This window comes from Rhizobium brockwellii (genome assembly GCF_000769405.2).
Taxonomy (GTDB): Bacteria; Pseudomonadota; Alphaproteobacteria; order Rhizobiales; family Rhizobiaceae; genus Rhizobium; species Rhizobium brockwellii.
Genome location: NZ_CP053439.1, coordinates 4,074,933 through 4,101,058, shown reverse-complemented (window position 1 = coordinate 4,101,058; position 26,126 = coordinate 4,074,933). Strand labels below are relative to the sequence as shown.

26 protein-coding genes and 1 riboswitch are annotated in these 26,126 nt (G+C 61.0%); of the genes, 19 read left to right on the top strand and 7 right to left on the bottom strand.

The window, feature by feature from the left end:
* The first annotated feature begins 278 nt into the window (after nt 1-278).
* From RLCC275e_RS20120 to RLCC275e_RS20060, 13 genes are all read left to right on the top strand, one after another.
* A complete protein-coding gene (locus tag RLCC275e_RS20120; protein WP_130712122.1) occupies nt 279-2,180 on the top strand; it encodes an ABC transporter substrate-binding protein in 1,902 nt (633 codons plus the stop codon).
* Between the two features lie 67 nt (nt 2,181-2,247).
* Nucleotides 2,248-3,252: an ABC transporter permease gene (locus RLCC275e_RS20115; protein ID WP_033179396.1), complete on the top strand. Its 1,005-nt coding sequence runs from the start codon at nt 2,248-2,250 to the stop codon at nt 3,250-3,252.
* Nucleotides 3,253-3,258: 6 nt separating this feature from the next.
* A complete protein-coding gene (locus tag RLCC275e_RS20110; protein WP_017995361.1) occupies nt 3,259-4,116 on the top strand; it encodes an ABC transporter permease in 858 nt (285 codons plus the stop codon).
* A 4-nt stretch (nt 4,117-4,120) separates the two neighbouring features.
* Complete coding sequence (locus tag RLCC275e_RS20105; RefSeq protein ID WP_082229701.1) at nt 4,121-5,155, top strand: ABC transporter ATP-binding protein; 1,035 nt, start codon at nt 4,121-4,123, stop codon at nt 5,153-5,155.
* Complete coding sequence (locus RLCC275e_RS20100) at nt 5,152-6,039, top strand: ABC transporter ATP-binding protein (protein ID WP_033179395.1); 888 nt, start codon at nt 5,152-5,154, stop codon at nt 6,037-6,039. The genes RLCC275e_RS20105 and RLCC275e_RS20100 overlap by 4 nt, the downstream gene beginning before the upstream one ends.
* A 106-nt stretch (nt 6,040-6,145) precedes the next feature.
* Nucleotides 6,146-8,362 (top strand): primosomal protein N', encoded by a 2,217-nt coding sequence (locus RLCC275e_RS20095; RefSeq protein ID WP_033179394.1) that lies wholly within the window; start codon nt 6,146-6,148, stop codon nt 8,360-8,362.
* A gap of 79 nt (nt 8,363-8,441) precedes the next feature.
* Complete coding sequence (locus tag RLCC275e_RS20090) at nt 8,442-8,831, top strand: AGROH133_08824 family phage infection protein (protein ID WP_033179393.1); 390 nt, start codon at nt 8,442-8,444, stop codon at nt 8,829-8,831.
* Between the two features lie 255 nt (nt 8,832-9,086).
* Nucleotides 9,087-9,653 carry a F0F1 ATP synthase subunit delta gene (locus tag RLCC275e_RS20085; protein ID WP_012759251.1) on the top strand — a complete coding sequence of 189 codons (567 nt, stop codon included), beginning with the start codon at nt 9,087-9,089 and terminating at the stop codon, nt 9,651-9,653.
* Nucleotides 9,653-11,182 carry a F0F1 ATP synthase subunit alpha gene (atpA, locus tag RLCC275e_RS20080; protein ID WP_012759250.1) on the top strand — a complete coding sequence of 510 codons (1,530 nt, stop codon included), beginning with the start codon at nt 9,653-9,655 and terminating at the stop codon, nt 11,180-11,182. The genes RLCC275e_RS20085 and atpA overlap by 1 nt, the downstream gene beginning before the upstream one ends.
* Before the next feature lie 28 nt (nt 11,183-11,210).
* Nucleotides 11,211-12,095, top strand: coding sequence for a F0F1 ATP synthase subunit gamma (locus tag RLCC275e_RS20075; protein ID WP_033179392.1), 885 nt, complete (start codon nt 11,211-11,213; stop codon nt 12,093-12,095).
* Between the two features lie 23 nt (nt 12,096-12,118).
* Nucleotides 12,119-13,555: a F0F1 ATP synthase subunit beta gene (gene atpD / locus RLCC275e_RS20070; RefSeq protein WP_012759248.1), complete on the top strand. Its 1,437-nt coding sequence runs from the start codon at nt 12,119-12,121 to the stop codon at nt 13,553-13,555.
* Entirely contained in the window at nt 13,555-13,794 is a 240-nt protein-coding gene (locus tag RLCC275e_RS20065) for a hypothetical protein (protein WP_033179391.1), read from the top strand. Before atpD ends, RLCC275e_RS20065 begins: the two co-directional genes overlap by 1 nt.
* Complete coding sequence (locus RLCC275e_RS20060) at nt 13,794-14,201, top strand: F0F1 ATP synthase subunit epsilon (RefSeq protein ID WP_033179390.1); 408 nt, start codon at nt 13,794-13,796, stop codon at nt 14,199-14,201. The genes RLCC275e_RS20065 and RLCC275e_RS20060 overlap by 1 nt, the downstream gene beginning before the upstream one ends.
* A gap of 203 nt (nt 14,202-14,404) precedes the next feature.
* On the opposite strand, the gene RLCC275e_RS20055 is transcribed toward RLCC275e_RS20060, so the two are convergent.
* The 7 genes from RLCC275e_RS20055 to RLCC275e_RS20025 all read right to left on the bottom strand — a co-directional run bounded on the left by RLCC275e_RS20055 (nt 14,405) and on the right by RLCC275e_RS20025 (nt 20,972).
* On the bottom strand, nt 14,405-15,142 hold the full coding sequence (locus RLCC275e_RS20055) for a sugar transferase (RefSeq protein ID WP_033179389.1): 738 nt from the start codon (nt 15,140-15,142) through the stop codon (nt 14,405-14,407).
* Nucleotides 15,143-15,309: 167 nt separating this feature from the next.
* Nucleotides 15,310-16,530, bottom strand: a complete 1,221-nt coding sequence (locus RLCC275e_RS20050; RefSeq protein ID WP_033179388.1) for an acyltransferase family protein — start codon at nt 16,528-16,530, stop codon at nt 15,310-15,312.
* Nucleotides 16,531-16,712: 182 nt separating this feature from the next.
* The gene (locus RLCC275e_RS20045; protein ID WP_033179387.1) at nt 16,713-17,723 is read right to left on the bottom strand and encodes an ABC transporter substrate-binding protein; all 1,011 of its coding nucleotides are present in this window, start codon (nt 17,721-17,723) and stop codon (nt 16,713-16,715) included.
* Nucleotides 17,724-17,791: 68 nt separating this feature from the next.
* The gene (locus tag RLCC275e_RS20040; protein WP_033179386.1) at nt 17,792-18,604 is read right to left on the bottom strand and encodes an ABC transporter ATP-binding protein; all 813 of its coding nucleotides are present in this window, start codon (nt 18,602-18,604) and stop codon (nt 17,792-17,794) included.
* Nucleotides 18,601-19,407, bottom strand: a complete 807-nt coding sequence (locus RLCC275e_RS20035) for an ABC transporter permease (protein WP_130707876.1) — start codon at nt 19,405-19,407, stop codon at nt 18,601-18,603. Before RLCC275e_RS20035 ends, RLCC275e_RS20040 begins: the two co-directional genes overlap by 4 nt.
* A gap of 12 nt (nt 19,408-19,419) precedes the next feature.
* Entirely contained in the window at nt 19,420-20,028 is a 609-nt protein-coding gene (locus tag RLCC275e_RS20030; protein WP_033179384.1) for a YkoF family thiamine/hydroxymethylpyrimidine-binding protein, read from the bottom strand.
* Nucleotides 20,019-20,132, bottom strand: a riboswitch (TPP riboswitch). Its footprint overlaps the gene before it by 10 nt.
* 243 nt (nt 20,133-20,375) lie before the next feature.
* Nucleotides 20,376-20,972 carry an NADPH-dependent FMN reductase gene (locus tag RLCC275e_RS20025; protein ID WP_033179383.1) on the bottom strand — a complete coding sequence of 199 codons (597 nt, stop codon included), beginning with the start codon at nt 20,970-20,972 and terminating at the stop codon, nt 20,376-20,378.
* Nucleotides 20,973-21,055: 83 nt separating this feature from the next.
* Here RLCC275e_RS20025 and soxR point away from each other — a divergent pair, with 83 nt between their 5' ends.
* The 6 genes from soxR to RLCC275e_RS19995 all read left to right on the top strand — a co-directional run bounded on the left by soxR (nt 21,056) and on the right by RLCC275e_RS19995 (nt 26,098).
* Complete coding sequence (gene soxR / locus RLCC275e_RS20020; RefSeq protein WP_033179382.1) at nt 21,056-21,520, top strand: redox-sensitive transcriptional activator SoxR; 465 nt, start codon at nt 21,056-21,058, stop codon at nt 21,518-21,520.
* A gap of 110 nt (nt 21,521-21,630) precedes the next feature.
* A complete protein-coding gene (locus RLCC275e_RS20015) occupies nt 21,631-22,401 on the top strand; it encodes an SDR family NAD(P)-dependent oxidoreductase (RefSeq protein ID WP_024323362.1) in 771 nt (256 codons plus the stop codon).
* Between the two features lie 102 nt (nt 22,402-22,503).
* A complete protein-coding gene (locus tag RLCC275e_RS20010; protein ID WP_033179381.1) occupies nt 22,504-22,845 on the top strand; it encodes an ArsR/SmtB family transcription factor in 342 nt (113 codons plus the stop codon).
* A gap of 191 nt (nt 22,846-23,036) precedes the next feature.
* Nucleotides 23,037-23,930: a LysR family transcriptional regulator gene (locus tag RLCC275e_RS20005; protein ID WP_003543441.1), complete on the top strand. Its 894-nt coding sequence runs from the start codon at nt 23,037-23,039 to the stop codon at nt 23,928-23,930.
* 135 nt (nt 23,931-24,065) lie between these two features.
* On the top strand, nt 24,066-24,545 hold the full coding sequence (locus tag RLCC275e_RS20000) for a formate dehydrogenase subunit gamma (protein ID WP_130678444.1): 480 nt from the start codon (nt 24,066-24,068) through the stop codon (nt 24,543-24,545).
* The gene (locus RLCC275e_RS19995; RefSeq protein ID WP_033179380.1) at nt 24,542-26,098 is read left to right on the top strand and encodes a formate dehydrogenase beta subunit; all 1,557 of its coding nucleotides are present in this window, start codon (nt 24,542-24,544) and stop codon (nt 26,096-26,098) included. The genes RLCC275e_RS20000 and RLCC275e_RS19995 overlap by 4 nt, the downstream gene beginning before the upstream one ends.
* The last annotated feature ends 28 nt before the right edge of the window (nt 26,099-26,126 follow it).

Genomic DNA, 26,126 nt, shown 5'->3' with positions numbered 1-26,126 from the left:
GCCGCAAAAGCTAAGCCAAACGCTCACTTTGTCAATAATATAAAAAAGCACATCGCTGCCCTGCGCCAAAAATGCCTGAAAATGCGCTATTTTTTATGACCAGCAAAATTATTAGTTGCCGTTTCTCAAAAAATTGTCGATAACTACGGCGTGAGTTCGCCCGCCGCCGAGGAGTGCATGTGTCCCTGCGGCACGTGCAGGCAGGGGTTCGCTGGACGCTATCGTCAATTGATTACGGGAAGCGCTCGCCGTGGCGAGTTGAGGAGGAGGAACATCCAATGAAGTTCCGTAAATATGCAGCCATTGCCTTATTGTCTCTCATGGCCCTTCCGGCATTTGCGCAGGATTTCATTGCCGGCATACCGCGCAACGAAACGCTGATCATCCAGGGCACGCCGCAGCAGAATGCCGACTGGTTCAACGTCTGGGCTCCGGGCGGAGGGGCGGCGGCAAACCTCAACGGCCTGCAGCAGCTGACCACCGATACGCTGTGGTTCATCAATCCCGAGGGCGGCAAGGATGCCTGGCAGAATGCGCTTGCCAGCGAACCGCCGAGCTACAACGCCGATTTCACCGAGATGACGGTGAAATTGCGCAAAGGGATCTTCTGGAGCGACGGCGTCGAATTCACCAGCGACGACGTGGTCTATACCGTGCAGACGCAGATCGACCATCCCGGCATGGCCTGGAGCGCGCCCTTCACCGTCAATGTCGCGAGTATCGAAAATCCGGATCCACAGACCGTCGTCTTCCATCTGAAAAAGCCGAACTCGCGCTTCCATACGCTGTTCACGGTGCGCTGGAATGCCGCCTGGATCATGCCGAAGCACGTCTTCGAGAAGGCCGCAGATCCGCTGTCCTTCAACAACAACCCGCCGGTTTCGCTCGGGCCTTACCAGCTGCAGAGTTATGACAAGGGCGGCAACTGGACGATCTGGAAACTGCGCGACGACTGGCAGCGCACGTCGATCGGCCTGGCTGCGGCACAGCCGCCCGAGGTTAAATACGTCGTCTATCGGGCGGCCGGCAATCCGGAAGCTCGCGTCATCGAACAGCGCAACCACAATCTCGACGTGATCAACGACATGGCGCCCGAGGGCATGTTCTCGATCATGCGCGACAGCAAAAGCACGGCTTCCTGGCTGAAGGGCTTTCCTTTCGCGCATCCGGACCCGACGCTGCCTTCGGTTCTCTTCAATACGAAGAAGGCGCCCTTCGACAACAAAGACGTGCGCTGGGCTCTCGCTCTACTGATCGACATCCGCGAAGTGGCGCTCGGCTCCTATCGCGGCGCGGCCAATATCGCCGCCCTTGCCACGCCGCCGACGGGTTCTGCCCCGGACGATTATTACGCACCGATGCAGGACTGGCTGACGAATTTCGAGCTCGACACCGGATCCCGCAAGATCAAACCCTACGATCCGAACATCTCGACGCAGATCGCCAATATGGTGCGTAGTCAATGGGCCGATCAGATCCCGACCGATCCGGCCAAGCTGCAGCGCACATTCGGCTTCGGCTGGTGGAAGAAGGACGTTCAGGCTGCAACCGAGCTGCTGCAGAAGGCAGGCTTCAAGAAAAGCGGCCGCCAGTGGGTGAAGCCTGACGGCACGCCCTTTACGATCCGCCTGCAGGTGGAAGGCGATGCCATCCCGACGCTTGCCCGCGCCGGTACGGTGATTGCTCAGCAATGGACGCAAGCCGGCATCGCCACCAAGGTCGATGTCGCCGGCCCGACCAATGGCCAACGCCTCGGCACCGGCGATTTCGAAACGGCGATCTACTGGAGCATCGAGACCTGGGGCGGTCATCCCGACCTCTCCTTCTTCCTCGACAGCTATCATTCGGAGTTCATCAAGCCGGTCGGGCAGATCCAGCCGCCGCGCAATCTGCAGCGCTGGCAGGATCCGCGTCTCGACCAGATCATCGAGCGCAATCGGTCGATCGCATTCGATTCACCCGATGTCGCCAAACTCGGCCAGGACTTCCTGAAGCTTGCCGTCGAGGAAATGCCGATGATCCCGCTGATGGCCTACAACAAGTTCGCACCGCTCGATACGACCTACTGGACCAACTATCCGAGCGCGGACAATCCCTATTCGGCCTCGGGTCCGAACTGGTCGAACATCCGCTACATGGTGGTCGGCCTGAAGGCCAATCCGGACGCGCCGAAGCCTTGATCGAGGCAATATCGTGGGAGCAGCCGGCCGCCGGCTGTTCCCGTTCTGCTATTGAGAGGTCGATGTCATGAACGGCTTTCTGATCTATGCGGCAAAACGCTTTCTGCAATTTCTCTTCGTGGTCTTCACCGGCATCACGCTGGCCTTCCTGATCGCGCATTTTTCGCCGGTCGATCCGATCGAGCAGACCGTGTCGCTGTTGACGAGCTTCGGCTCCACCGATCCGCAGGCCGTCGAAATCCTCCGCGAATCGCTGCGCGAGCTCTACGGCACCGGCGGCCCGCTGCTCGAGCAGTATTTCACCTTCTGGGGCCGTGTCCTGACCGGCGATTTCGGCCCGTCGCTTTCCTCTTTCCCAACCCCCGTGATGACCGTTATCGGCCGTGCACTGCCCTGGACCGTTGGGCTTCTGACGCTCGCAACGATCATTTCCTGGATCATCGGCAATTTTCTGGGCGCGCTTGCCGGCTATTTCCGCAGCGGCAAGCTGCTGAAGGTCGCCGGCATCGTCATCATGGCGCTGCAGCCGATCCCGACCTACATCATCGGTCTCAGCCTGGTGATCCTATTCGGTTTCATCTGGCCGATCCTGCCAATCAGCGACGGCGCCCAGGTCAATCTCGCGCCGGCCTTCAGCTGGGCCTTCATCAGATCGGTGATCGAACACGGCATCCTGCCGGCCCTGACCCTCGTGCTCGTCGGCATCGGCGGCTGGTTCATCTCGATGCGCTCGCTGGTTTCCAACATCGTCACCGACGATCACGTCGTCTATGCCGAACTTGGCGGCGTGCGCTCGCGCAGCATCTTTTCGCAATATGTGGCGCGCAACGCCATGCTGCCGCAGGTCACCGGCCTGGCACTCAGTCTCGGCAATGTCTTCGGCGGCGCCGTCATCGTCGAGTTCGTCTTCAATTATCCAGGGATCGGCAAGCTTCTGATCTCTGGCATTTATTCCGGCGATTACAGCCTGGTGCTCGGTGTCACCACCATCGCCATCATCGCGGTTGCCGCCGCGGTCTTCGTGATCGACATCATCTATCCGCTGATCGATCCACGCGTGAAACTGGGGTAATCCGTGATGTTCAAAGTCCTCAGAGACCTGCTGCGCTACAACAAGGAGTTCCTGCTCGGAACCATCCTGATCTCAATCATCCTGGCCCTGATCGTGGCGTCGTTCTTCTCGCCCTATGACGAGAATGCCATCTATGTCGTCGCGCCCGACATGCCGCCTTCGGCCGAATTCTGGCTCGGCACCACCTCGCGCGGCCAGGAGGTTTTCTGGCAGATCGCCGCCTCGATGCGCAATACGCTGTTCTTTGGCATCATCGTCGCCTTCGTCAGCCGCATCATCGCTATCGCCGTCGGGCTGATCTCCGGCTATATCGGCGGCCGAACCGACCAGATCATCATGGCGGTCAACGATACGCTCGGCGCCCTGCCGAACATTCCGATCCTGCTGCTTCTGGTCTTCGTGCTCCGCGACCAGATGACGTGGTTCATGCTGGCGATCACCGCAGCGCTGCTCGGATGGACGCATGACAGCCGTCTGATCCGTTCCGTCGCCCTGTCTCTGCGTCAGCGGGAATTCACCCGGCACGCGGTCTTCTCGGGCATGCGCACACCGCAGATCCTCATCCGTGAACACCTGCCCTATGTCATGCCGATCGTCTTCTTCACGACGATGAACAACATGATCTGGGCAATCGGTCTCGAAGTAACGCTCTCGGTGCTCGGATTTTCCGACATCAACCGGCCGACGATCGGCGGCATGATCTACTGGGCCAATGCGCATTCCGCGATGGTATCGGGCATATGGTGGTGGGTCGCCTTTCCGATGCTCTTCGTCGTCATCCTGTTCCTCGGACTGTTCATGCTCGCCATGTCGGTGAACGAATATATCGACCCGCGCTCGCGGCTCGCCCGCATGGGAGCTTGAGGAGATGCAGAACCTGATGAGGACGCAGCCTTTGACCCTTGCCGAAAACGCCATGGACGCACTGACGATCGACGGGCTGAAATGCTACTACGTCAACGATTATTTCGGTGTGCGGCGGGAGATCCGCGCGGTCGACGATATCAGTCTGACGATCCGTAGGAACGAGATCTACGGGATTGCCGGCGAATCCTCGAGCGGCAAGACATCGCTGATCAAGACGCTTGCCGGCGCCATCCGTCCACCGATGCGCGTCGTCGGCGGGACGGTGAAATTCAATTTTGCCGACGGGCCGATCGACGTCTATGGCGAACCGGCGAAGATGAAGGCGGCACGCTGGCGTCACCTTTCCTACATCATGCAGGGCTCGATGAACGTGCTGAACCCGGTCAGAAGGGTCAAACACGCCTTCACCGATTTCGCCTCCCGCCATATGAACCTCGATCCCGCCGCCTTCCGGGCGCGCGTCGAGGCGCATCTTGCCAGGCTGCATCTCGATCCGCATGTGCTCGAAGCCTTCCCGCACCAGCTTTCGGGCGGCATGCGCCAGCGTCTGACAATCGCCCTTGCCACCGTCTGCGAGCCGGAATTCATCATCGCCGACGAGCCGACGACGGCGCTCGACGTGCTCGTCCAGCAGGACGTGCTGGCGCTGATCAAGGAAGTGCAGACCCGCCTGCAGTCCTCAGTCATCTTCGTGACCCACGACATGTCGGTGCATGCCGCCATCACCGACCGGCTGGCCATCATGTATGCGGGACGGCTGGCGGAGGAGGGGCCGACGCAGGCGATCTTCGACAATCCCCAGCATCCCTACACCGTCCACCTGATCGGCAGCCTGCCGCGCATCGGCGATGTCTCGACGCGGAAAAGCCTCAAGGGCAAGCCGCCGGCACTTTCGGATCCGCCTTCGGGATGCCGCTTCCATCCACGCTGCCCGATCGCGATCGACAAATGCGCACGTGAAGTGCCGGCCATGCTGCCGAGCGCCACGGGCGGGCGGGTCGCGTGCTTCCGTGCCGGGGAGTACCAGATCCAATGAGCAGCAATCTCCTCGAACTCGACCATGTGACCAAGCTCTTTCCGATCGGCGGTTTCTTCTCGCGTGAAAAGATGAAGGCGGTCGACGATGTCAGCTTCGCGCTCAGCGCCGATAAGCCCGAGATATTCACGATCGTCGGCGAATCCGGCTCCGGAAAATCGACGCTGGCGAAGATGATCCTCGGCAGCGAAAAGGCCGATCGGGGCAGCATTCATTTCGACGGCACGGATGTGAAGGCGGTGCGTTCCCGCAGGGATCGCGAGGCTTTCATGGCGAAGGTCCAGCCGGTCTTCCAAAATCCGTTCGAGGCCTTCAATCCGCTGACCCGGATCGACGAGTATCTGCTTGCCACCGCTCATCGCTTCAAGGGCGCGAAGAGCCGCGCCGAGAAAGAGGTGCTTGCCGACGTTGCCCTCCAACGCGTCGGCCTGTCGATGGCGGAGATAAAGGGCCGCTTCTCGCACGAGCTTTCAGGCGGCCAATTGCAGCGCATCGCCGTCGCCCGTGCGCTGATACCCGAGCCGAAGCTGATCGTGGCGGACGAGCCGGTCTCGATGGTCGACGCATCGCTTCGCATGTCGATCGTCAATCTCTTCCGCGATCTGCGTGATGCGCTCAACGTTTCGATCGTCTACATCACCCATGATCTTGCGACCGCCTATTACATTTCCGACCGCGTGGTGATCATGCGCAAGGGCGTGGTGGTGGAGAGCGGCGATGCCAGGGATGTGCTCGAACATCCGAAGCACGCCTATTCGATCGCGTTGAAGAACGCTGTCCTGCCGCCCAATCCTCGCGAGGCATCGGCGATCCTCCGTCTGCGGCAGCGCAACGCCGAGACAAATGAAGCCACTTCCGGCAGTAGCGATCGCCTTGCCAGGTGAAGCGCAACTTCTGAGCTTCACTGTTTAAATCGGTCGCGACGACCCGAACGCGTCGCTCCGTCTTTGCGGTTCCAATTCCATCGATTTGCGGGCATGGTCTCGCGCGATGAGCACAGATTCGTCCGATCTCTTTGGCGCGCTTTTCGAGGCACCGCCCGCGAACCGAACGGTTCCCGTGCTGGTGCCGATGCCGGCGCCGAAACCCTATTCCTATTCGGTGCCGGATGGCATGGCGGTCGAGCCCGGCTCGGTCGTGCAGGTGCCGCTCGGTCCGCGGCAGGTGATCGGCGTCGTCTGGGACGGCGGCGAGGACGGCGTCGATCCGAAGAAGCTTCGGCCGATCAGCCATGTCTTCGACTGCCCGCCGCTTGCCAGGGAGATGCGGGATTTCATCGATTGGGTGGCGACCTATACGGTCTCGCCGCCCGGCCTCGTCGCCCGCATGGCGCTGCGAGCGCCGAACGCCTTCGAGCCGGAACCGATGGTGGAGGGGTTGAAGCTCGTCGGCGGCGAACCGGAACGGATGACGCCGGCGCGCGCCCGGGTGCTCGATACCGCCTCCGACGGCTTTTCCTGGACACGCAGCGGCCTTGCGCATGCAGCGGGTGTCTCGACGAGTGTCGTCGACGGGCTGATCACGCTCGGCATTTTTGAGGCGATATTCCTGCCGCCGCCGCCGGTCGTTGCGATGCCCGATCCGGATTTTGCCGCCGCACGTCTCGAAGGGCCGCAGAGGCAAGCGGCCGAAGAGATCGTTGCCGATGTCCGCAAGGGCGAATTTTCGGTGTCACTGATCGACGGGGTGACCGGCTCCGGCAAGACCGAGGTCTATTTCGAGGCGATTGCCGAGACACTGAAACGTGGCAAGCAGGTGCTGATCCTGCTGCCGGAGATCGCCCTGACGGCCAGTTTCATGGAGCGCTTCCAGGACCGCTTCGGGGCAAAGCCGGCCGAATGGCATTCCGATCTTGCGCCGCGCATGCGCGAAAAGGTCTGGCGCCAGGCGGTGACCGGTGAAGTCAGGGTGGTGGCTGGCGCCCGCTCGGCGCTCTTCCTGCCCTTCGAGGATCTCGGCCTGATCATCGTCGACGAGGAACACGATCCCGCCTACAAGCAGGAGGATCGGGTCTTTTACAATGCTCGCGACATGGCGGTCGTGCGCGGCCGCATCGGTGATTTTCCGGTCATTCTGGTGTCGGCGACGCCGTCGGTGGAAAGCCAGGTCAACGGCCAGAGCGGGCGCTACAGCACCGTCCACCTGCCGACGCGTTTCGGTGATGCGGCGATGCCGGACCTGCATCTGGTCGATATGCGTAGGCACGCGCCGGAGCGGGGCGGCTTCCTGTCGCCGGTGCTGATCCGGGCGATCGGCAAGACGGTGGAAAAGCGCGAACAGGCGCTGCTCTTTCTCAACCGGCGCGGTTATGCGCCGCTGACGCTCTGCCGGGTCTGCGGCCACCGGTTCCAATGCCCGCAATGTTCGAGCTGGCTGGTGGAGCATCGTTTCCGCAAGCAGTTGCAATGCCATCAATGCGGCCATGCCGAGCGCACGCCGGAGGCCTGCCCGGAATGCGGCACGCTCGATCATCTCGTCGCCTGCGGGCCAGGCGTCGAGCGCATCGCCGAAGAGGTGGAACGGCATTTCCCGGAGGCGCGGACGATCGTTCTCTCTTCGGATATCATGGGCGGGGTGAAGCGGCTACGGCTGGAGCTGGAAGCGATCGCCAAGGGCGAGGCCGATATCGTCATCGGCACGCAGCTTGTCGCCAAGGGGCACAATTTTCCGCTGATGACGCTGGTCGGCATCGTCGATGCCGATCTCGGCCTTGCCAATGGCGACCCGCGCGCGGCCGAGCGTACCTTCCAGCTCCTGTCGCAGGTGACGGGCCGGGCCGGGCGCACCGGCCTCAAGAGCCATGGGTTGCTGCAGACCTACCAGCCGCAGCATCCTGTCATGCAGGCGATCGTTTCCGGCGATTCCGATGCTTTCTACGAGCGCGAGATCACCGAACGCGAACGCGCCCTATTGCCGCCCTTCGGCAGGCTCGCCTCGATCATCGTTTCGGCCGAAACCCGCCAAGACGCCGAAAACCATGCGCGCGGCATGCGCAACGCCGCACCGCAGGTGTCGGGCATCTCGGTGCTCGGTCCGGCCGAAGCGCCGCTTGCGCTGGTGCGCGGCCGCCACCGCTTCCGTCTTTTGGTGCACGGCCGGCGGAACTCGGACATGCAGGGGTTCCTGCGGGCGATGCTCTCACAATCTCCCAAGGAGCGCGGATCGGTGCAGGTGCAGCTGGATATCGATCCGCAGAGTTTTCTCTAAATCGAATGGCGCCGCCATTCCCTCCTTTTTCGGCCCATGCCATAAAACACTGATTCATCCGGTGATTTGGGGCTGACGCATGGAGTTTTACTTTCCGACCGAGCTTGGCGAGCAGCTTGCTTTTTGCTCTGCCGCTTTCACGGCGCTAGCCGGCTTCATCATGATGTTTGCGCCGGGCCATACTTTCCGTCTTCTCGGTTTGCAGGCGCAGGAGGGGCGGCCGGAAGGCTTCGGCGAGGGGCGCTCGATGGGCGGTTTCTATCTCGGCTTCGGGCTGTCGGCGATCATGCTCGCCCAGACCACGATCTATATGGCGCTCGGCGCCTCCTTCGCGATGGCGGCCTTTGCCCGGATCGTCTCGATTCTGTCCGATAAGGGGAGTAATCTCGTCAACTATTTACTCCTGGTTGTGCAGATCGCTTTGGCCGCGCTACCGCTGCTCTACGTTTTTGGCTTCATCCAGACGTGACTCTCGCTGCCGTCAGGCGGCTTCCTCGGCCTGCTTTCAGGCCATTGCGCGATTTTGCCGACAGAAATTCATGTGAAAGGCGTATTCGGGCATTACGCGTGTTGCGAGTCCGAACATCCTATGTTAGACGGACCCCGAATTTCGGAAGAAGCAAGAGGCTTCTCTTGTGATTTCTGGGGGAAATCAAAACGAATTCAAGATCATAGGTTCGGCGCCCGCCGAGAGCCGGATTTTGGGTTGAAATCAGGGAAATTTGTGCCAGTGGCAGACACGTCCCAGCTTACTTCTGGTGTTGCCGAACGCTATGCCTCGTCGCTTTTCGAACTGGCGCTCGAGCAGGGCGCCGTCGACAGCGTCACCGCCGATCTTGACCATTTCCAGGCTATGCTGGATGAGAGCGCCGATCTGAAGCGCTTCGTCGCAAGCCCGGTTTTTTCCGCTGAAGACCAGCTGAAGGCGATCGTCGCCATCAGCGAGAAGGCCGGCATCAGCGGCTTCTTCGCCAATTTCCTGAAGGTCGTGGCGCGCAACCGCCGCCTGTTCGCCCTGCCGGGCATGATCAAGGCCTTCCGCATCATCGCCGCGAACCATCGCGGTGAAATCTCCGCCGAGGTCACCTCGGCGCATGCGCTTTCGCAAGCGCAGGAAACCGAATTGAAGGTGGCACTCAAGAGCGTTACCGGCAAAGACGTGACGATTGCCGTCACGGTTGATCCGTCAATTCTTGGTGGTCTGATCGTGAAGGTCGGGTCCCGTCAGATTGATACGTCTCTTCGTACCAAACTCTCTACCCTTAAGCTCGCATTGAAAGAGGTTGGCTGATGGATATCCGCGCCGCGGAAATTTCCGCAATTCTCAAAGACCAGATTAAAAATTTCGGCAAAGAGGCAGAAGTCTCGGAAGTCGGCCAGGTTCTCTCCGTCGGTGACGGTATCGCTCGTGTCTACGGTCTGGACAATGTCCAGGCCGGTGAAATGGTCGAGTTCCCGGGCGGCATCCGCGGCATGGCTCTGAACCTCGAATCCGACAATGTCGGCGTCGTCATCTTCGGCTCCGACCGCGATATCAAGGAAGGCGACACCGTCAAGCGGACCGGCGCCATCGTTGACGTTCCTGTTGGTCCGGAACTGCTCGGCCGCGTCGTCGACGCGCTCGGCAATCCGATCGACGGCAAGGGCCCGATCAACGCGACGCGCCGTTCGCGCGTCGACGTCAAGGCTCCGGGCATTATTCCGCGCAAGTCGGTTCATGAGCCGATGTCGACCGGCCTCAAGGCCATCGACGCGCTGATCCCGGTCGGCCGCGGCCAGCGCGAGCTGGTCATCGGTGACCGCCAGACCGGCAAGACCGCGATCCTTCTCGATGCCTTCCTCAACCAGAAGGCCATTCACGACAACGGTCCGGAAGGCGAAAAGCTTTACTGCGTCTACGTCGCCGTCGGCCAGAAGCGTTCGACCGTTGCCCAGTTCGTCAAGGTGCTCGAAGAGCGCGGCGCGCTGAAGTATTCGATCATCGTTGCCGCCACCGCTTCCGATCCGGCGCCGATGCAGTTCCTGGCACCGTTTGCCGGCTGCGCCATGGGCGAATATTTCCGTGACAACGGCATGCATGCGCTCATCGGCTACGACGACTTGTCCAAGCAGGCCGTGTCCTACCGCCAGATGTCGCTGCTACTGCGCCGCCCGCCGGGTCGCGAAGCCTATCCGGGCGACGTTTTCTATCTGCACTCGCGCCTGCTCGAGCGCGCTGCGAAGATGAACGACGACAAGGGCGCCGGTTCGCTGACCGCTCTGCCGGTCATCGAAACGCAGGGCAACGACGTGTCGGCCTTCATTCCGACCAACGTGATCTCGATCACCGACGGCCAGATCTTCCTTGAAACCGATCTGTTCTACCAGGGTATCCGCCCGGCCGTGAACGTCGGTCTGTCGGTTTCCCGCGTCGGCTCGTCGGCACAGATCAAGGCGATGAAGCAGGTTGCCGGCTCGATCAAGGGCGAACTTGCCCAGTATCGCGAAATGGCCGCCTTCGCTCAGTTCGGTTCGGACCTTGACGCTGCGACGCAGCGCCTGCTGAACCGTGGTGCACGCCTGACCGAACTCCTCAAGCAGCCGCAGTTCTCGCCGCTGAAGACGGAAGAGCAGGTCGCCGTGATCTTTGCAGGCGTCAACGGCTATCTCGACAAACTGCCGGTCGCTTCGGTCGGCAAGTTCGAGCAGGGCTTCCTCTCATATCTGCGTTCGGAAGGCTCCGCCATCCTCGACGCGATCCGCACGGAAAAGGCAATCAGCGACGATACCAAGGGCAAGCTCAACGCTGCTCTCGATAGCTTCGCAAAGTCTTTCTCGTAATCGGGCCCTAAGTTAGGACGGATCACGGATGCCTTCACTTAAGGATCTGAAAAACCGGATCGCCTCCGTCAAGGCGACGCAGAAGATCACCAAGGCGATGAAAATGGTCGCCGCGGCGAAGCTTCGGCGTGCGCAGGAGGCGGCCGAGGCCGCCCGGCCTTATTCGCAGCGCATGGGTGTGGTTTTGGCGAACATCGCCAAGGCCGTCACCGATGCCGACGGTGCACCGACGCTGATGACCGGCACCGGTCAGGACAAGGTTCATCTGCTGGTGGTCTGCACGGCCGAACGTGGTCTTTGCGGCGGTTTCAACTCGCAGATCGCACGCTTTGCACGCGAACATGTCCGCAAGCTGCTTGCCGAAGGCAAGACGGTGAAGATCTTCACCGTCGGCAAGAAGGGGCACGACATCCTTCGCCGCGAATTTGCCTCGCTGATCATCGAGCGCAAGGAATTGCGCGACGTCAAGCGCGTCGGCTTCGAGAATGCGGACCAGATCGGCAAGCGCATCATCGAGATGTATGCTGCCGGCGAGTTCGACGTCTGCACGCTGTTCTATTCCGAGTTCAAGTCGGTGATCAGCCAGATTCCGACGGCTCAGCAGCTTATCCCGGCTTCAACGGGAGCCGTGCAGGCCGAAGATGCCGCGCATGCAGGCGCCGTCTACGAATACGAGCCGGATCCGGCATCGATCCTCGAAGATCTGATCCCGCGCAACATCTCCGTTCAGATCTTCCGCGCGCTCCTTGAGAACGTCGCAGGGGAGATGGGCGCCAAGATGAGCGCTATGGACAATGCGACGCGTAATGCCGGTGAGATGATCAACAAGCTGACGCTGAGCTACAACCGCCAGCGTCAGGCGCAGATCACCAAGGAACTCATTGAAATCATTTCGGGCGCGGAAGCGCTCTGAGGCTAGGAAAAGAGGGTCAGAAAATGGCTGAGGCAGCTACCCCCAAGATCGGCTCTGTCGGCAGAGTCACCCAGGTTATCGGCGCCGTCGTCGACGTTGCTTTCGAAGGCGAACTGCCGAAGATCCTGAACGCGCTGGAAACCAGCAACAACGGCAACCGCCTGGTTCTCGAAGTTGCGCAGCACCTTGGCGAAAACGTCGTCCGTACGATCGCGATGGACTCGAGCGAAGGTCTCGTTCGCGGCCAGGAAGTCGCCGATACCGGCGCTCCGATCATGGTTCCGGTCGGCAACGAGACGCTCGGCCGCATCATGAACGTGATCGGTGAGCCGGTCGACGAAGCCGGTCCGCTGGTCACCGCTCACAAGCGCTCCATCCATCAGGAGGCGCCGTCCTATGTCGAACAGTCGACGGAATCGCAGATTCTGGTGACCGGCATCAAGGTCGTCGATCTTCTGGCTCCCTATGCACGCGGCGGCAAGATCGGCCTCTTTGGCGGCGCCGGCGTCGGCAAGACCGTTCTGATCATGGAACTGATCAACAACGTCGCCAAGGCGCATGGTGGTTACTCGGTTTTCGCAGGCGTCGGTGAACGTACCCGCGAAGGCAACGACCTCTACCACGAAATGATCGAATCGAACGTCAACAAGCATGGCGGCGGCGAAGGCTCGAAGGCTGCGCTGGTTTACGGTCAGATGAACGAGCCGCCGGGCGCCCGCGCCCGCGTCGCCCTGACCGGCCTGACGGTCGCCGAACACTTCCGCGACCAGGGCCAGGACGTTCTGTTCTTCGTCGACAACATCTTCCGCTTCACGCAGGCAGGTTCCGAAGTGTCGGCTCTGCTCGGCCGCATCCCGTCGGCCGTCGGTTATCAGCCGACGCTGGCAACGGACATGGGTCAGATGCAGGAGCGCATCACCACGACGACGACCGGCTCGATCACCTCGGTTCAGGCTATCTACGTTCCGGCCGACGACTTGACCGACCCGGCACCGGCAACCTCGTTTGCTCACCTTGACGCAACGACGGTTCTGTCGCGCTCGATTGCTGAAAAGGGCATCTACCCGGCGGTCGATCCGCTCGACTCCACGTCGCGCATGCTCGACCCGATGGTCGTCGGCGAAGAACATTACGACGTCGCCCGTAAGGTCCAGTCGACGCTGCAGCGCTACAAGGCTCTGCAGGACATCATCGCGATCCTTGGCATGGACGAACTGTCCGAAGAGGACAAGATTGCTGTTGCCCGCGCCCGCAAGATCGAGCGTTTCCTGTCGCAGCCGTTCTTCGTTGCCGAAGTCTTCACCGGCTCGCCGGGCAAGCTGGTTGCTCTCGAAGACACGATCAAGGGCTTCAAGGGCCTCGTCAACGGCGAATACGATCATCTGCCGGAAGCTGCCTTCTACATGGTCGGCTCGATGGAAGAAGCGGTCGAAAAGGCCAAGAAGCTCGCAGCTGCTTAATGAGCGATGCGCTAGACGAGATATTCTGCTGCAACTCCCTGAAAGGGGTCGTGGAGGATCTTCCGGAACCAGCAGCGCCGACCGTCTATCGCGCCGATAATAGCGTGCTGATGATGGTGGTGGGGCTGGTCCAGAGCGAGGAAGGCCTCGGTTATCTCGACCAAGCGATAATGCACTGCCCGTTCTGCGGGACTAAATTGCAAGATGCGAACGCCATAGCCGAGAAGGTAAGTCACTGATGGCTGACAATTTCAACTTTGAGCTCGTTTCGCCGGAGCGTCTGCTGCTGTCGGAGATGGTGACCGAGGTCGTCATCCCCGCGACTGAAGGCGAGATGACGGTCATGGCAAACCATGCGCCGACGATGACGACGATCAAGCCGGGTGTCGTGAGCGTACGTTCGGCCTCCGGCAAGAAGCAGGACTACGTGGTGTTCGGCGGTTTTGCCGATATCCTGCCGACCGGCTGCACATTGCTCGCCGAATCCGCGGTTCCGGTCGAGGAGCTCAACAAGGACGAGCTGACCCGTCGTATCGAGGCCGCCCGCCAGGAACTCGAACATGCCGAGCTGCACGAGCACAAGTCGAAGCTCGAGCACTTTATCATGGAACTGACGCATCTGCGCGGCGTCGTTCAACAGGATTGATTGCAATCGGTACGACCATTGAAAAGCGGCCGCGATGGCCGCTTTTTTGTTTCATCTGTCGGTATACGGAAAGACCGGCTGTCGGATGAGCTGAAATGAAGAAGCGGCAGCAGCAATTCGAAGTGCGAATGCGATCTTTGCGCGTCTGAAAAGACGCGTGGCGCTGTAGGACCGCCTACCTCCGGCAGTGATGCCGGGTCATCTCAGAAGCCCGTGCCGCCGCGCAGCTCCATGACCACCGTCCTGAGCAGTATCTTCAGGTCGAGCAGCAGGCTGAAATTCCTGACATAATGGATATCGCAGGCGATGCGGGCGCGGGCTTGCAGCGATCGCGCCGTCGGCCCCCGCCAACCGCGTGTCTGCGCAAGACCGGTAATGCCGGGGCGCATGATGTGGCGTTGATGGTAGTCCGGCACGAGTTCTTCGTAGAGCTTGCCGGCTGCCCGCATGTTGATGGCGTGACAGCGCGGGCCGACCAGCGACATCTCGCCCCTGAGGACGTTGAAAAGCTGCGGCAGCTCGTCAATATTGGTCTTGCGGAGCACCGCGCCGATGCCTGTCACCCGGCTGTCGCCCTTGACGGTCTGTTGAACGCCGCTCGGATCACAAGCTTCGGCGCGCATCGACCGGAACTTGAAGACCGTAATCTTCCGGCCGTTCAGCCCCCAGCGGATCTGGCGGAAAAACACCGGACCGCCATCGTCGAGTTTGATGAAAAGAGCGATTGCCAGAAAAAGCGGCGCCAGCACGAGGAGGGCGCTGACTGAGGCGACGATGTCGATCAACCGCTTCATGGCCAGCCGCAACACCATTTTTCTTTCTACAGGGGAAAAGCTGTCCGGCTGGCGAATGTTGGAGTTCGCTATAACCAGGGTCTTGGTTTTGTCCTGACGCTGAGACGGATCGAAGCGTGAATTCGTCTTCGAAGTAAAAGCATTCATTACGCAAGGTCCACAAGTTTAGATGCGGTACTGAACAACAGTGAGACAGATACATGGTCACGTATCGTTTGTCATCGGGATAAATAGGAATTTGATAACCCTAAAGACGCCAAAAATGGGAGTATTTCGCGTTAACCTTAACGCCTGTAGTTGCGCTTACGGGAAATTTATACTTTGAAAGGAGTAGCCCGATTGGGTTGGCGAGATGTCAGCCGGTTGCCGAAATCGATCGCCGGCTTTTCCAGCAGGAAGTAGCTGAGGCTCGCGACCAGAAGGATGAGCGCCGCCGCCAGCCCGCAAGATTGCAGCCAGCCGGTGACGACATTTTCCGAGGAAAAGCCAAACGAACCCGGGTCGAGCCTCTGGATCAATATCAAGATGATCTCCTGCCAGATATAGATGCCGAAGGAGATCTTTGCGATGTAGCGGACAGCAGCGTTGTCGAACAGCCTGCCAAGGCGTTGCGAATGGCTGAGCGAAACGAGCGCCGTTGCGGCCGCCAGCGGAAAGACGGGAAAACCATAGGGGATTTCGAGCCAGCCGTAACCCGCGTCGGAGCCGCCGGGCGATATGACGAGGCGGTAGCCGGCAACGGCGATGGCCAGGGCCGCTGCGGCATCGAACCAGGAGGAGCGCTTTGCGGGGAGCATGACCTCGACGCCGGCGGAGAGTGCGCCGAGCGCGAAGACGGCGAAGAAGCCGATCGGATTATATCTCGGCATCCACTCCTTCGCGCCACCCTGCAGGCCGTACTGCCAGCCGCGTCCGATGTCGTCGAGCGGAAAGAAGGTCAGGATCAGCACATGGGCGAGAAGCACAGCTGTCATGACGCAAAGCCAGCCGAAGCGGGCAGGCAACGGGCGCCGCCTCAGCACGGGCAAACGAAACAGCAGGAGAAAGCAGATCGGCAGGAGCACGTAGCTGGTGACCTCGAAGGCAATGGACCAGAGCGGTCCGTCGGCTTCGACAGGAAACAAGGTGCGCCAATGCCACTGGCTCATGAATAGCAGCCCGGAGACGTAGCGGAGCACAAGCTCCGGTGTCAGCGGCAGGTCAAGCAGCGTCAGGCTGAGAGCGAAGCCGATGGTGGCGGCGAACCAGAAGCCCGGAGCGATGCGCACCGTCCTGCGGATCGCGTAATGGCGGAGGCTCGGCATGTCGGCGCCGGCGTCGAGCGCGCGCCAGAAGGGATGGGCAAGAAGAAAGCCGCTAAGCACGAAGAAGATGGCGACGCCGAAATTGCCGAAGCGGAGAATATGTGCGGTCGGTCCGAGTTCGTCAGGGATTCTGCGCATATCCAGCCGCAGCGCGAAGTGGTGGGCGAGCACCAGCAGACAGGCCGTCGCGCGCAGAAAGTCCGCTCCGGCCAGTCTCTCCTGTTGTCGCATCCTGCCTCCCCACCGTGCCCAGAGCATGATGCCGAAAAGTGTGAGCGGTTTTCGGACGACATCATGCTCCACTTCTTTGATTTAGATACTGATTCGGATCTTAGGCCGGATCGGCCCAAGATCTGAATCAGTATCTCGGATTTTGCAGCTGAAAGCCGCGACGGGCAAGGCAGCGGGTCGGCTCAGTCGAGAAGTTCGTTGGTATAATAGGTGGAAAAGTCCGGCTTCTCCTTCAGTGCGGCGCCATTCGCATCGACCAGAATGCCATTCTCCATCAGGAAGCCGCCGAGGGCCTCGGCCTTTGCCGGGTCGAGCGCACCGATTACGCCGGCCTCGGATTTCAGGAAGTGCCCCTCGATCAATGCCTTCTGAGAAGCCTTTACCAGTTCCGTATTCATCAGTGCGCCGTTGCTTCCAGAGATCAGCAGGTCGCAGGCTTCGTCGGGATGGTCGACGGAGTAGCTATAACCCTTTCGTGTCGCCTGGATGAAGGCGCGGGCGTGGTCCCGACTTGCGGCGAGATAGGCGTCGCTGGAAACGATGACCGTCGTCTGCTCGTCGGGAATGCCGTAATCGGAATAGTGGAAGCGGCCGATCTTCCGGTTTTCCAGTTCGGCGGCGATGCCTTCCCAGGTGTAGATCTCCAGCGTGAAATCGATCGAGCCATTGTCCAGCGCCTCGTAAGCCGAGGTGCCGAGGGTGACGGTCTTGACGTCGCCTTTGCCGCCGTCATTGCGGATCATCGCGGAGATCAGTGCGCTCTCCCAGGTGCCGCCAAAGCCGCCATAGGTCTTGCCGTCGAGGTCTTTCGGGCTCTTGATGTCGTCGCGTCCGTCCTTGAAGATCAGGCGTGCGGTTTCCGTCTGGACGACGCCGTAGACCATCTTCACGTCACCGCCGCCGGCGCGCTGCGTGAGGGTCTCGATCTCGCTGCTGATGCCGAAATCGGCAACGCCGTTGGATACCAGCGTTCCGGCGCTGGTATCGGTGAAGGGAAGAATCTCGACATCGAGCCCGGCATCGGCATAGAAGCCCTTCGCCTTGGCGACATAGATGCCGATATGGTTGGTGTTGGGCGTCCAGTCGAGCGCGATGCGAACCTTTGCGGGCGCCGATTGGGCGAAGGCGGTGCGGCCGGCGAGGCTTGCCGCTATGGCGGCGAAGATTGTCTGGCGACGGGTGAGAAGCAGCATGGTGACCTCCTCAGGTCTCTCGCGCATGATGCCGAAAAGTGTGAGCGGTTTTCGGACGACATCATGCTCTAACTCTTTAAATTAGAACAGGATTCAGATTTTAGGCCGACCGGCCTAAAATCATCCTGTTCTAGCGGATGAAGCAGGGTTTGCAGGATTTCGGTTTCGATCGCCTGGGCCGCCGGCGAGCCGAGATCGGCGATGCTTCTCGGACGGGGCAGGGGAACGCGGAATTCACGGATGATACGCGCCGGACGGGCGGAAAGCACGTAGATCCGGTCGGAGAGGAACACGGCCTCGCGAACATCATGGGTGATCAGCAGCGCCGTCCAGCGGTGCTCGGTCCACATGCCCTGCAGCCATTCCTGGATCTGCGTGCGCGTCAGCGCGTCGAGCGCGCCGAAAGGTTCGTCGAGCAGCAGCATGTCCTGGGTCTGGACGACGGTACGCAGCAGCGCGGCGCGCTGGCGCATGCCGCCGGATAGTTCGGAGGGATAGTGGTGTTCGAAGCCGGCAAGGCCGAAGCTCTCGAACAGCGGCGCGACGGCGGTGCGGGCCGCACGACGGCTCATGCCTTTCACCTCGAGACCGAGTGCCGCATTGTCGATGATCCGGCGCCAGGGCATCAGCGCATCGCGTTGCGGCATGAAGGCGAAGGAATGCGGCGCCTGTTCCAGCGGCACGCCCTTGAAAAGCATGCTGCCGGAATCGGGTCGAAGCGCCTGGGTCAGCAGTCGCAGCACCGTCGATTTTCCGGAGCCGGAGGGACCGACGATCGAAACGAACTCGCCGTCTGCGACGGTGAGCGAAATATCGCCCAGCACCTTCATACCGTCGAAGGACTTCGAGATGTTGCGCAATTCGACCATTCCATCGTTCATCGGCGCTGCTCCGCGGTTGGCTGCCAGGGCATGACGAGGCGCTGGACCATCAGCGTCGCTCCGAAGAGGCAGAGTGTCAGCACGGCGCTGACGACGACGGCGGCGAGTACGAGATCGGGACGGAAATTGTTCTTGGCGTTGAGGATATAGATGCCGAGGCCGCGGGCGGCGCCGGCATATTCGGCAAAGATCGCGCCGACGACGGCATAGGTGATCGAGATCCGCAGGCCGGCGAAGCAATAGGGCAGCGAGGAGGGAAGCCGTGCCAGGCGGAAAATGCGCCAGCGGCTCGCCTTCATCGAATTCAGCAATTCGGCGATGTCGCGGTCGGTCGATTCATAGCCCTGCAGCAAGGCGACGAGCAGCGGGAAGAAGGTGACGAGCGCCACCAGCAGGACCTTCGGCAACAGGCCGAAGCCGAACCAGAGGACGACGAGAGGCGCGATCGCCACCAGCGGCAGGGTCTGGCTGGCGATGAAGATCGGCAGCAATGCCCGGCGCATGAAGGGCACGAAATCCATGAGGATCGAGGCGGCGAAGGCGAAGGCAAGCGACAGGGCGAAACCTCCGAGTGTCGCGCCGAGCGTCGGCCAGGTGTTAGCGATCAGCGCCTCGCGGTTCAGCCAGCCCTGGACGACGATACGCGACGGCGCCGGCAGGATGGACGGCTTGATGCCGGAGAGATCGACATAGAGTTCCCATGCCGCCAAGAAGGCGCAGCCGGCGAACAAGGCGGGTATGCCCCGGTAGAGAGCGGCGCGGAGCGCGGCAAGGCGCGAATCCGATGGTTTTGACGGTGTCATCAGCGTTCGATTTCAGACCTTCGTCGGGCTGTTTGCGGAAACCGTGACATCGAGGGTAACATGTCCCTCGGGGTCGCCGAAGCGATAGAAGGCCTCGCGAATGGTGGCGAAGACCGCGCCGGCATCACCAGAAAGCCTGGTGCAAAAATTCTTGGCGCGGTCGAAAGTGCCGGAGCGCTTCAGGAAGTCGATGCAGCCATAGATCTCGTCCATATGGGTACCGGTGCCCATGACGTAGAGCGAGAATTGCGCAGCGGTCGGGTGTCCGGTCTCGGCGGTGATTTCAACGGCGGCAAGTGCGGCTCTTATGCGGTCGGCAAGCGGCTCCGCCTGACCGAGGGAAGGGTTGACGCCGCAAATGGCGTCGTCGGGCTCGCCGGGGCAGCCGCGTGAAACGGCGGCGGACAGCACGCAATGCTCGCCGGTCTTTGCAGCGGCGACGAATAGATCGTGCATGGCGGCGAAGAGAATGTCAGGCGGTCCGACCAGCAGCGTGGAGATGTCATCGGTCTCGATGCGCAGCCGGTCGCGATAGGGATCGAGCGCCTTGACGGCATCGAGAATGATGCCGACGAAATTGCCGGACATCGGATAGAGTGACACTTGTGCGCCTGAGAACATCTGAACCTCGCTCCGCTGGCATTACCCAGATCAGCTTTGAAGGGTCCAGAGGCTTGCACCTCACATCTCAGCCCCGGCGATACGGAGCTCCCCTGTTATTTGCGCGGAAACTATCACCGGGCTTTTCTCCCCGCAACCGCAAAATTGCGAACCCGTCCGCGCGGTCGGAATGAGCCTGATGTGGCGGGAAACACCCGGGCGGAGGTCCTACCCGGGTGTTCCCATGGTTCCGTACCTGCCGGGAACGGAACCGGAGCTTTCTGCCTCAGGCGGCTAGCGCATAACCCCGAAAATCGGAATCGATTTTCGGAAAGGATTATACGCAGATTCAAAGTGATAGAGCGTCCTTAGCGCGTCTGAAAAGACGCGCGGCGCTCTGTGTCAGTGTAGGGACGATCGCTGCGGGCAGTGACGAGTGCCCGTGTCCACCATTCCAGCCTCGTCATCATCCGATCGAGCAAGCGGATTGTGTCGGCGGGATTGTCGAGCCGTCCCTCCGTGTCGAAGCGGTTCCAAGGTGCGGCAAAGCTCACCGAATCGCGGATCGTCACGGCGTGCAGTTCGGCAAAGACGAGCCGCAGCTGTTCGACGGCGCGCAGGCCGCCGGAGATGCCGCCATAGGAAACGAAGGCGACCGGCTTGCCCTGCCAGGGCTCGAAGAAGAGATCGATGATCGACTTCAACGGGGCGGTGAAGCTGTGATTGTATTCCGGCGTGACGATGATGAAGGCGTCGGCCACGCCAAGCCGGCCGGCGAGCCTGTCGATTTCGGGGTGCGTCGTGTCACGGTTGACCGGCAGCGCGAAATCGAGCGGGTCGATGATATCCATATCAAATTGCGGGAAGCGGACGAGCTCCTGCGTCAGCCATTTGACCACCCGGTCGCAGATGCGGCCCTCTCTCGTGCTCCCATAGATGACAGCCAGCCTGGTGGGTGTTTGCATGCGTCGCTCCTTATTGCGATTGGACTTTACGATTGCAGGAGCAAGGGTTATAAAACCTCAACTAATATTGAGGTCAAGAGGCGATGGATACAATTCTTGCAGTGCCGCTCGGCAAGCTCCTGACGGTCGGTGAAGTGGCGGAGCGCAGCGGCCTGGCCGTCTCGGCGCTGCATTTTTACGAGACCAAGGGGCTGATCTCGAGCATTCGCTCCCGTGGCAATCAGCGGCGCTATGGGCGCGATGTGCTTCGCCGGCTCGGCATCATCAAGGTGGCGCAGCGTGTCGGCATTCCGCTTTCGGAAATCCAGGCGGCGTTCGAGTCTCTGCCGCAGGGACGCACGCCGACCGTCGCCGACTGGCAGACGCTGTCGGCGCGCTGGAAGGATGATCTCGACGCGCGAATCAGGCGGCTTAGCCTGCTGCGCGACCGTCTGACCGGCTGCATCGGATGCGGCTGCCTGTCGATCGAAAGCTGTCCGTTGCGCAATCCCTGCGACCGGCTGGGCAAGGAGGGGCCAGGAGCGCGGCTTCTGGAGACCGAAAGCTAACCCGGTCTTCTCCGGGAAAGATCGATGCGCGCCTTTCTTTCAGTCGGCGCGGTCATATGTTAAGGGCGAATGACGCAACCGGCGGCATCGTCCGCGAGGAGGACGGCTTCGTGTTCCATCCCAGACTGTTCGAAAATCGCAATGTCGTGGTGACTGGCGCCGGTCGCGGCATCGGCCTTGAAGTGGCCCGGCAGTTCCTGGACTGCGGCGCGAAAGTGATCGTCCATACCGGGCGCAAGCCGGGACGCGACCTGCCGGATTTCCTGCTGACGGCCGAATCCGAAAGACGGGCGCTGCTGCTGCATGCCGATTTCTCAGCAGTCGGCGGGGCAGCCCAATTTGCTGAAGATGCTCTCGCCTTCTTCGACAGGGTGCATGTACTCGTCAACAACGCCGGCACCATGCTTGGCCGTTTTCCCGCTGCCACGCTCACCGACGCAGAATATGAGGCGGTCGTGCGGCTCAACCAGACATCGGTTGTGGCGTTGACGCGCGCGCTGCTGCCGGCATTGAAGGCGGCCGAGGGCGCTGCCATCGTCAACACGGTTTCGATTTCGGCGCTGACCGGCGGCAGCCCCGGTTCGTCGATCTATTCGGCTTCGAAAGCCTTCGTTGCGACCTATTCCAAGGCGCTTGCCCGTGAGCTTGCACCGGACGGAATCCGCGTCAATTGCGTGTCGCCGGGAACGATCGAGACGGAATTCCATGAGCGCTATTCCTCCCGCGAAAAGCTTGAGCAGACGAGAAAATCCATCCCCCTGCAGCGGCTCGGCACGGCGGAGGATTGTGCGCCGGCCTACCTATTCCTGGCGGCTCCCTCGCTCTCGGGCTACATCACCGGACAGGTGATCGAGATTAACGGAGGTCAGCTTATCTGCTGATTTGTTTGGACTTTTTTTGACATTTCATCACTTTTGACCAATTCGCTTGTGCGAATATGCTATTGTGCTGATCTACCTTATTGCTCCCTTCCGAGATACCGAATGCCGCTGCCCAAACCCGAGCCGGGGATGACCGGCCAGGAATTGCACACACTCGCTGGTAAAGCCCACGAAGCGAGCGATCTGCTGAAAGCGCTAGCGCACCAAACCCGACTTCTGATCCTCTGTATATTGGCTAACGAGGAGCGGACGGTGGGTGAGATCGAAAATATCCTCGGCATACAGCAGGCCATGGTCTCGCAGCAACTCGCGCGTTTGAGGCTGGAAGGCCTGGTCCATACGCGCCGTGAGGGCAGGCTGGTCTATTACAGCATCGGCAATGTCAGCGTGCTTGCCTTCCTCGAATCGCTGTTCGATCTTTTTCCGGCTGCAGAAAACAGTTAGAGCATGATGCCGAAAAGTGTGCGTGGTATTCGGACGACATCATGCTCTATTTCTTTGATTTAGATCAGGATTCAGATTTTAGGCCGATCGGGCCTAAAATCATCCTGATCTAGAGATCGCCCTTGCGGAGCACGGCAGCTGCGTCAAAGATGAACTGACCCGGATGATGTCATGCCGGATCGGGAGATCGGATGATCGACAAGCTGGAATTCTTCATCGCCCTTGCCAATGAAAAGCATTTTGGCCGCGCCGCGGAGGAGTGCGGGATCTCGCAGCCGACGCTTTCGGCTGCCATCCGGCAGCTCGAGGATCAGCTTGGCGTCATGCTGGTGCAGCGCGGTTCGCGATTCCAGGGGCTGACGCCGGAAGGGCAGCGCGTGCTCGAATGGGCCAGGCGCATCGTCGGCGATGCCCGCACCATGCGCGAAGAGATGCGCGCCGCGCGCCGCGGCCTTTCCGGCCACATTCGCCTCGCCGCCATTCCGACCGCGCTCGCCATGCTTTCGCGCATCACCACGCCTTTTCAGGAGCGGCATCCCGGCGTGACCTTTTCGATCGTCTCGCGGAATTCGCTGCAGGTGCTGAGCATGCTCGAAAACCTCGAAATCGATGCCGGCATCACCTATCTCGAAAACGAGCCGCTCGGCCGCGTCACGACCGTTCCCCTCTATGCCGAGCGCTATAATCTGATCACGGCTGCCGGCAGCCCGCTATCCGATCGCGACAACGTGACTTGGCGGGAGATCGGCGATCTTCGGCTTTGTCTATTGACTGCCGACATGCAGAACCGTCGGATCATCAACCGCCACCTGACGGAAGCAGGCGCTACAGCGCATCCGACGCTCGAATCCAACTCGATGATCGTGCTGTTCTCGCATGTCAGGACTGGACGCTGGGCGAGCATCATGCCGCGGAACGTGGCCAAATCCTTTGGATTTCCAGTGGAAATCCGCATGATCCCGATCGTCGAGCCGGAGGCGCACCATCTGGTCGGCCTTGTCGCGCCTTATCGTGAGCCCTTCACGCCGCTTGTATCTGCCTTGCTGCACGAGGCGAGGGTGCTCGTGCAAGATGAAGAACTCTGATAGAAAAAAACTATCAAGCAACGAGATAGCTTTATTGATTACCGGCTGCTTCCCTGAAATGGTGGTTGCGGAATAGCACTCAGCCGGGGGAGGCCTGCTCTTCCGCAACGAGCAAGCCGCCGGGAGGGCTGCCTTATGACCATTCATATCGCCGAAGGCGATATTGCAGCGCGCACCCGAGCCATCGTCGCCGATCTTCGCTTTCTCGAAGGGCCGCTGCTTCCCATTCTGCACGAGGTTCAGCAGGAATTCGGCTATGTGCCGCAGGAAGCCATGCCTGTTATCGCGGAGGAATTGAACCTCTCGCGTGCCGAGGTGCATGGCGTGGTGACCTTCTATCACGATTATCGCGACCATCCCGCCGGCCGGCACGTGCTGAAGCTCTGTCGCGCCGAAGCCTGTCAGTCGATGGGCGGCGATGCGCTGGCCGAACGCGTCAAGACGCTGCTCGGCATCGATTTTCATCAGACGACGCTCGATGGCGGCGTGACGCTGGAGCCGGTCTACTGTCTCGGACTCTGCGCCTGCGCGCCGGCGGCGATGCTCGACGGCGAGGTCTATGGCCGGGTCGATGAACAGACGGCGGCGGAACTCGTCGCGGAGGCACGCCGATGACTGTCAGGATATATGTTCCGCGCGATGCCGCAGCGCTGGCGCTCGGGGCCGAAAAGGTGGCAAAGGCGATTGCCCAGGAGATCGCCGCCCGCGGCTTCGATGCCGAGATCGTGCGCAACGGCTCGCGCGGAATGTTCTGGCTAGAACCGCTAGTCGAGATCGAGGTTGCCGGCAAGCGCATCGGCTATGGACCGGTGAAGTCCAAGGATGTGGCTGATCTGTTCGATGCCGGGATGATTGATGGAGGCGAGCATCGGCTCTGTCTCGGGGAGGTTGAAGACCTCCCGTTCCTCAAGGAACAAACTCGCCTGACCTTCGCCCGCTGCGGCGTAACCGATCCGCTTTCGCTAGGCGATTACGAGGCGCATGGCGGTCTTGCCGGTCTTCGCCGCGCCATTTCGATGACATCAGCCGAAATCGTCAAGGAAGTCACCGATTCCGGCCTGCGCGGACGCGGCGGCGCCGGCTTTCCCACCGGCATCAAGTGGAAGACCGTTCTCGATGCCGCCGGCGAACGTAAATATATCGTCTGCAATGCCGATGAGGGCGACAGCGGCACCTTTGCCGACCGGATGATCATGGAGGGCGATCCCTTCGTATTGATCGAAGGCATGGCGATATCAGGGCTCGCGACCGGAGCGACCAAGGGTTTTGTCTATACGCGTTCGGAATATCCGCATGCAATCGCTGTCATGACCGAGGCCGTCGGCCTCGCGCGCCAGGCCGGTATTCTCGGACCATCGGTGCTCGGATCCGGCCGCGCCTTCGATATCGAGGTGCGCACCGGCGCCGGCGCCTATGTCTGCGGCGAGGAGACGGCTCTGCTCAACAGCCTCGAGGGCAAGCGCGGCATCGTGCGTGCCAAGCCGCCGCTGCCGGCGCATAAGGGGCTGTTTAACTGTCCGACCGTCATCAACAACGTGATCTCGTTGGCTTCGGTGCCCGTCATCATGGAAAAGGGTGCGGCCTTCTACCGCGATTTCGGCATGGGCCGCTCACGCGGCACCATCCCGCTGCAGATTGCCGGCAATGTCAGATATGGCGGCCTCTTTGAGACGGCCTTCGGTCTTTCGCTCGGAGATATCGTCGACAGGATCGGTGGCGGTACGGTGACGGGACGGCCGGTCAAAGCCGTGCAGGTCGGCGGACCGCTCGGCGCCTATTTCCCGCGGGCGCTGTTCGACACGCCGTTCGATTACGAATCCTTTGTCTCCAAGGACGGGCTTATCGGCCATGCCGGCATCGTCGTCTTCGACGACACAGTCGATATGCTGAAGCAGGCGCGTTTCGCGATGGAATTCTGCGCCGTCGAAAGCTGCGGCAAGTGCACGCCCTGCCGCATCGGCTCGACGCGCGGCGTGGAGACGGCCGACAAGATCGCTCACGGCATCGAACCGGAGAAGAACCGGGCGCTGCTTGCCGATCTCTGCAACACGATGAAGTTCGGCTCGCTCTGTGCGCTGGGTGGTTTCACGCCCTATCCGGTCATGAGCGCCATGACGCATTTCCCGGACGATTTTTCGCCGGCACCTCTGGTGGAGGCGGCGGAATGACGCGTTTTTCATGGAACGCCTGCGCTGA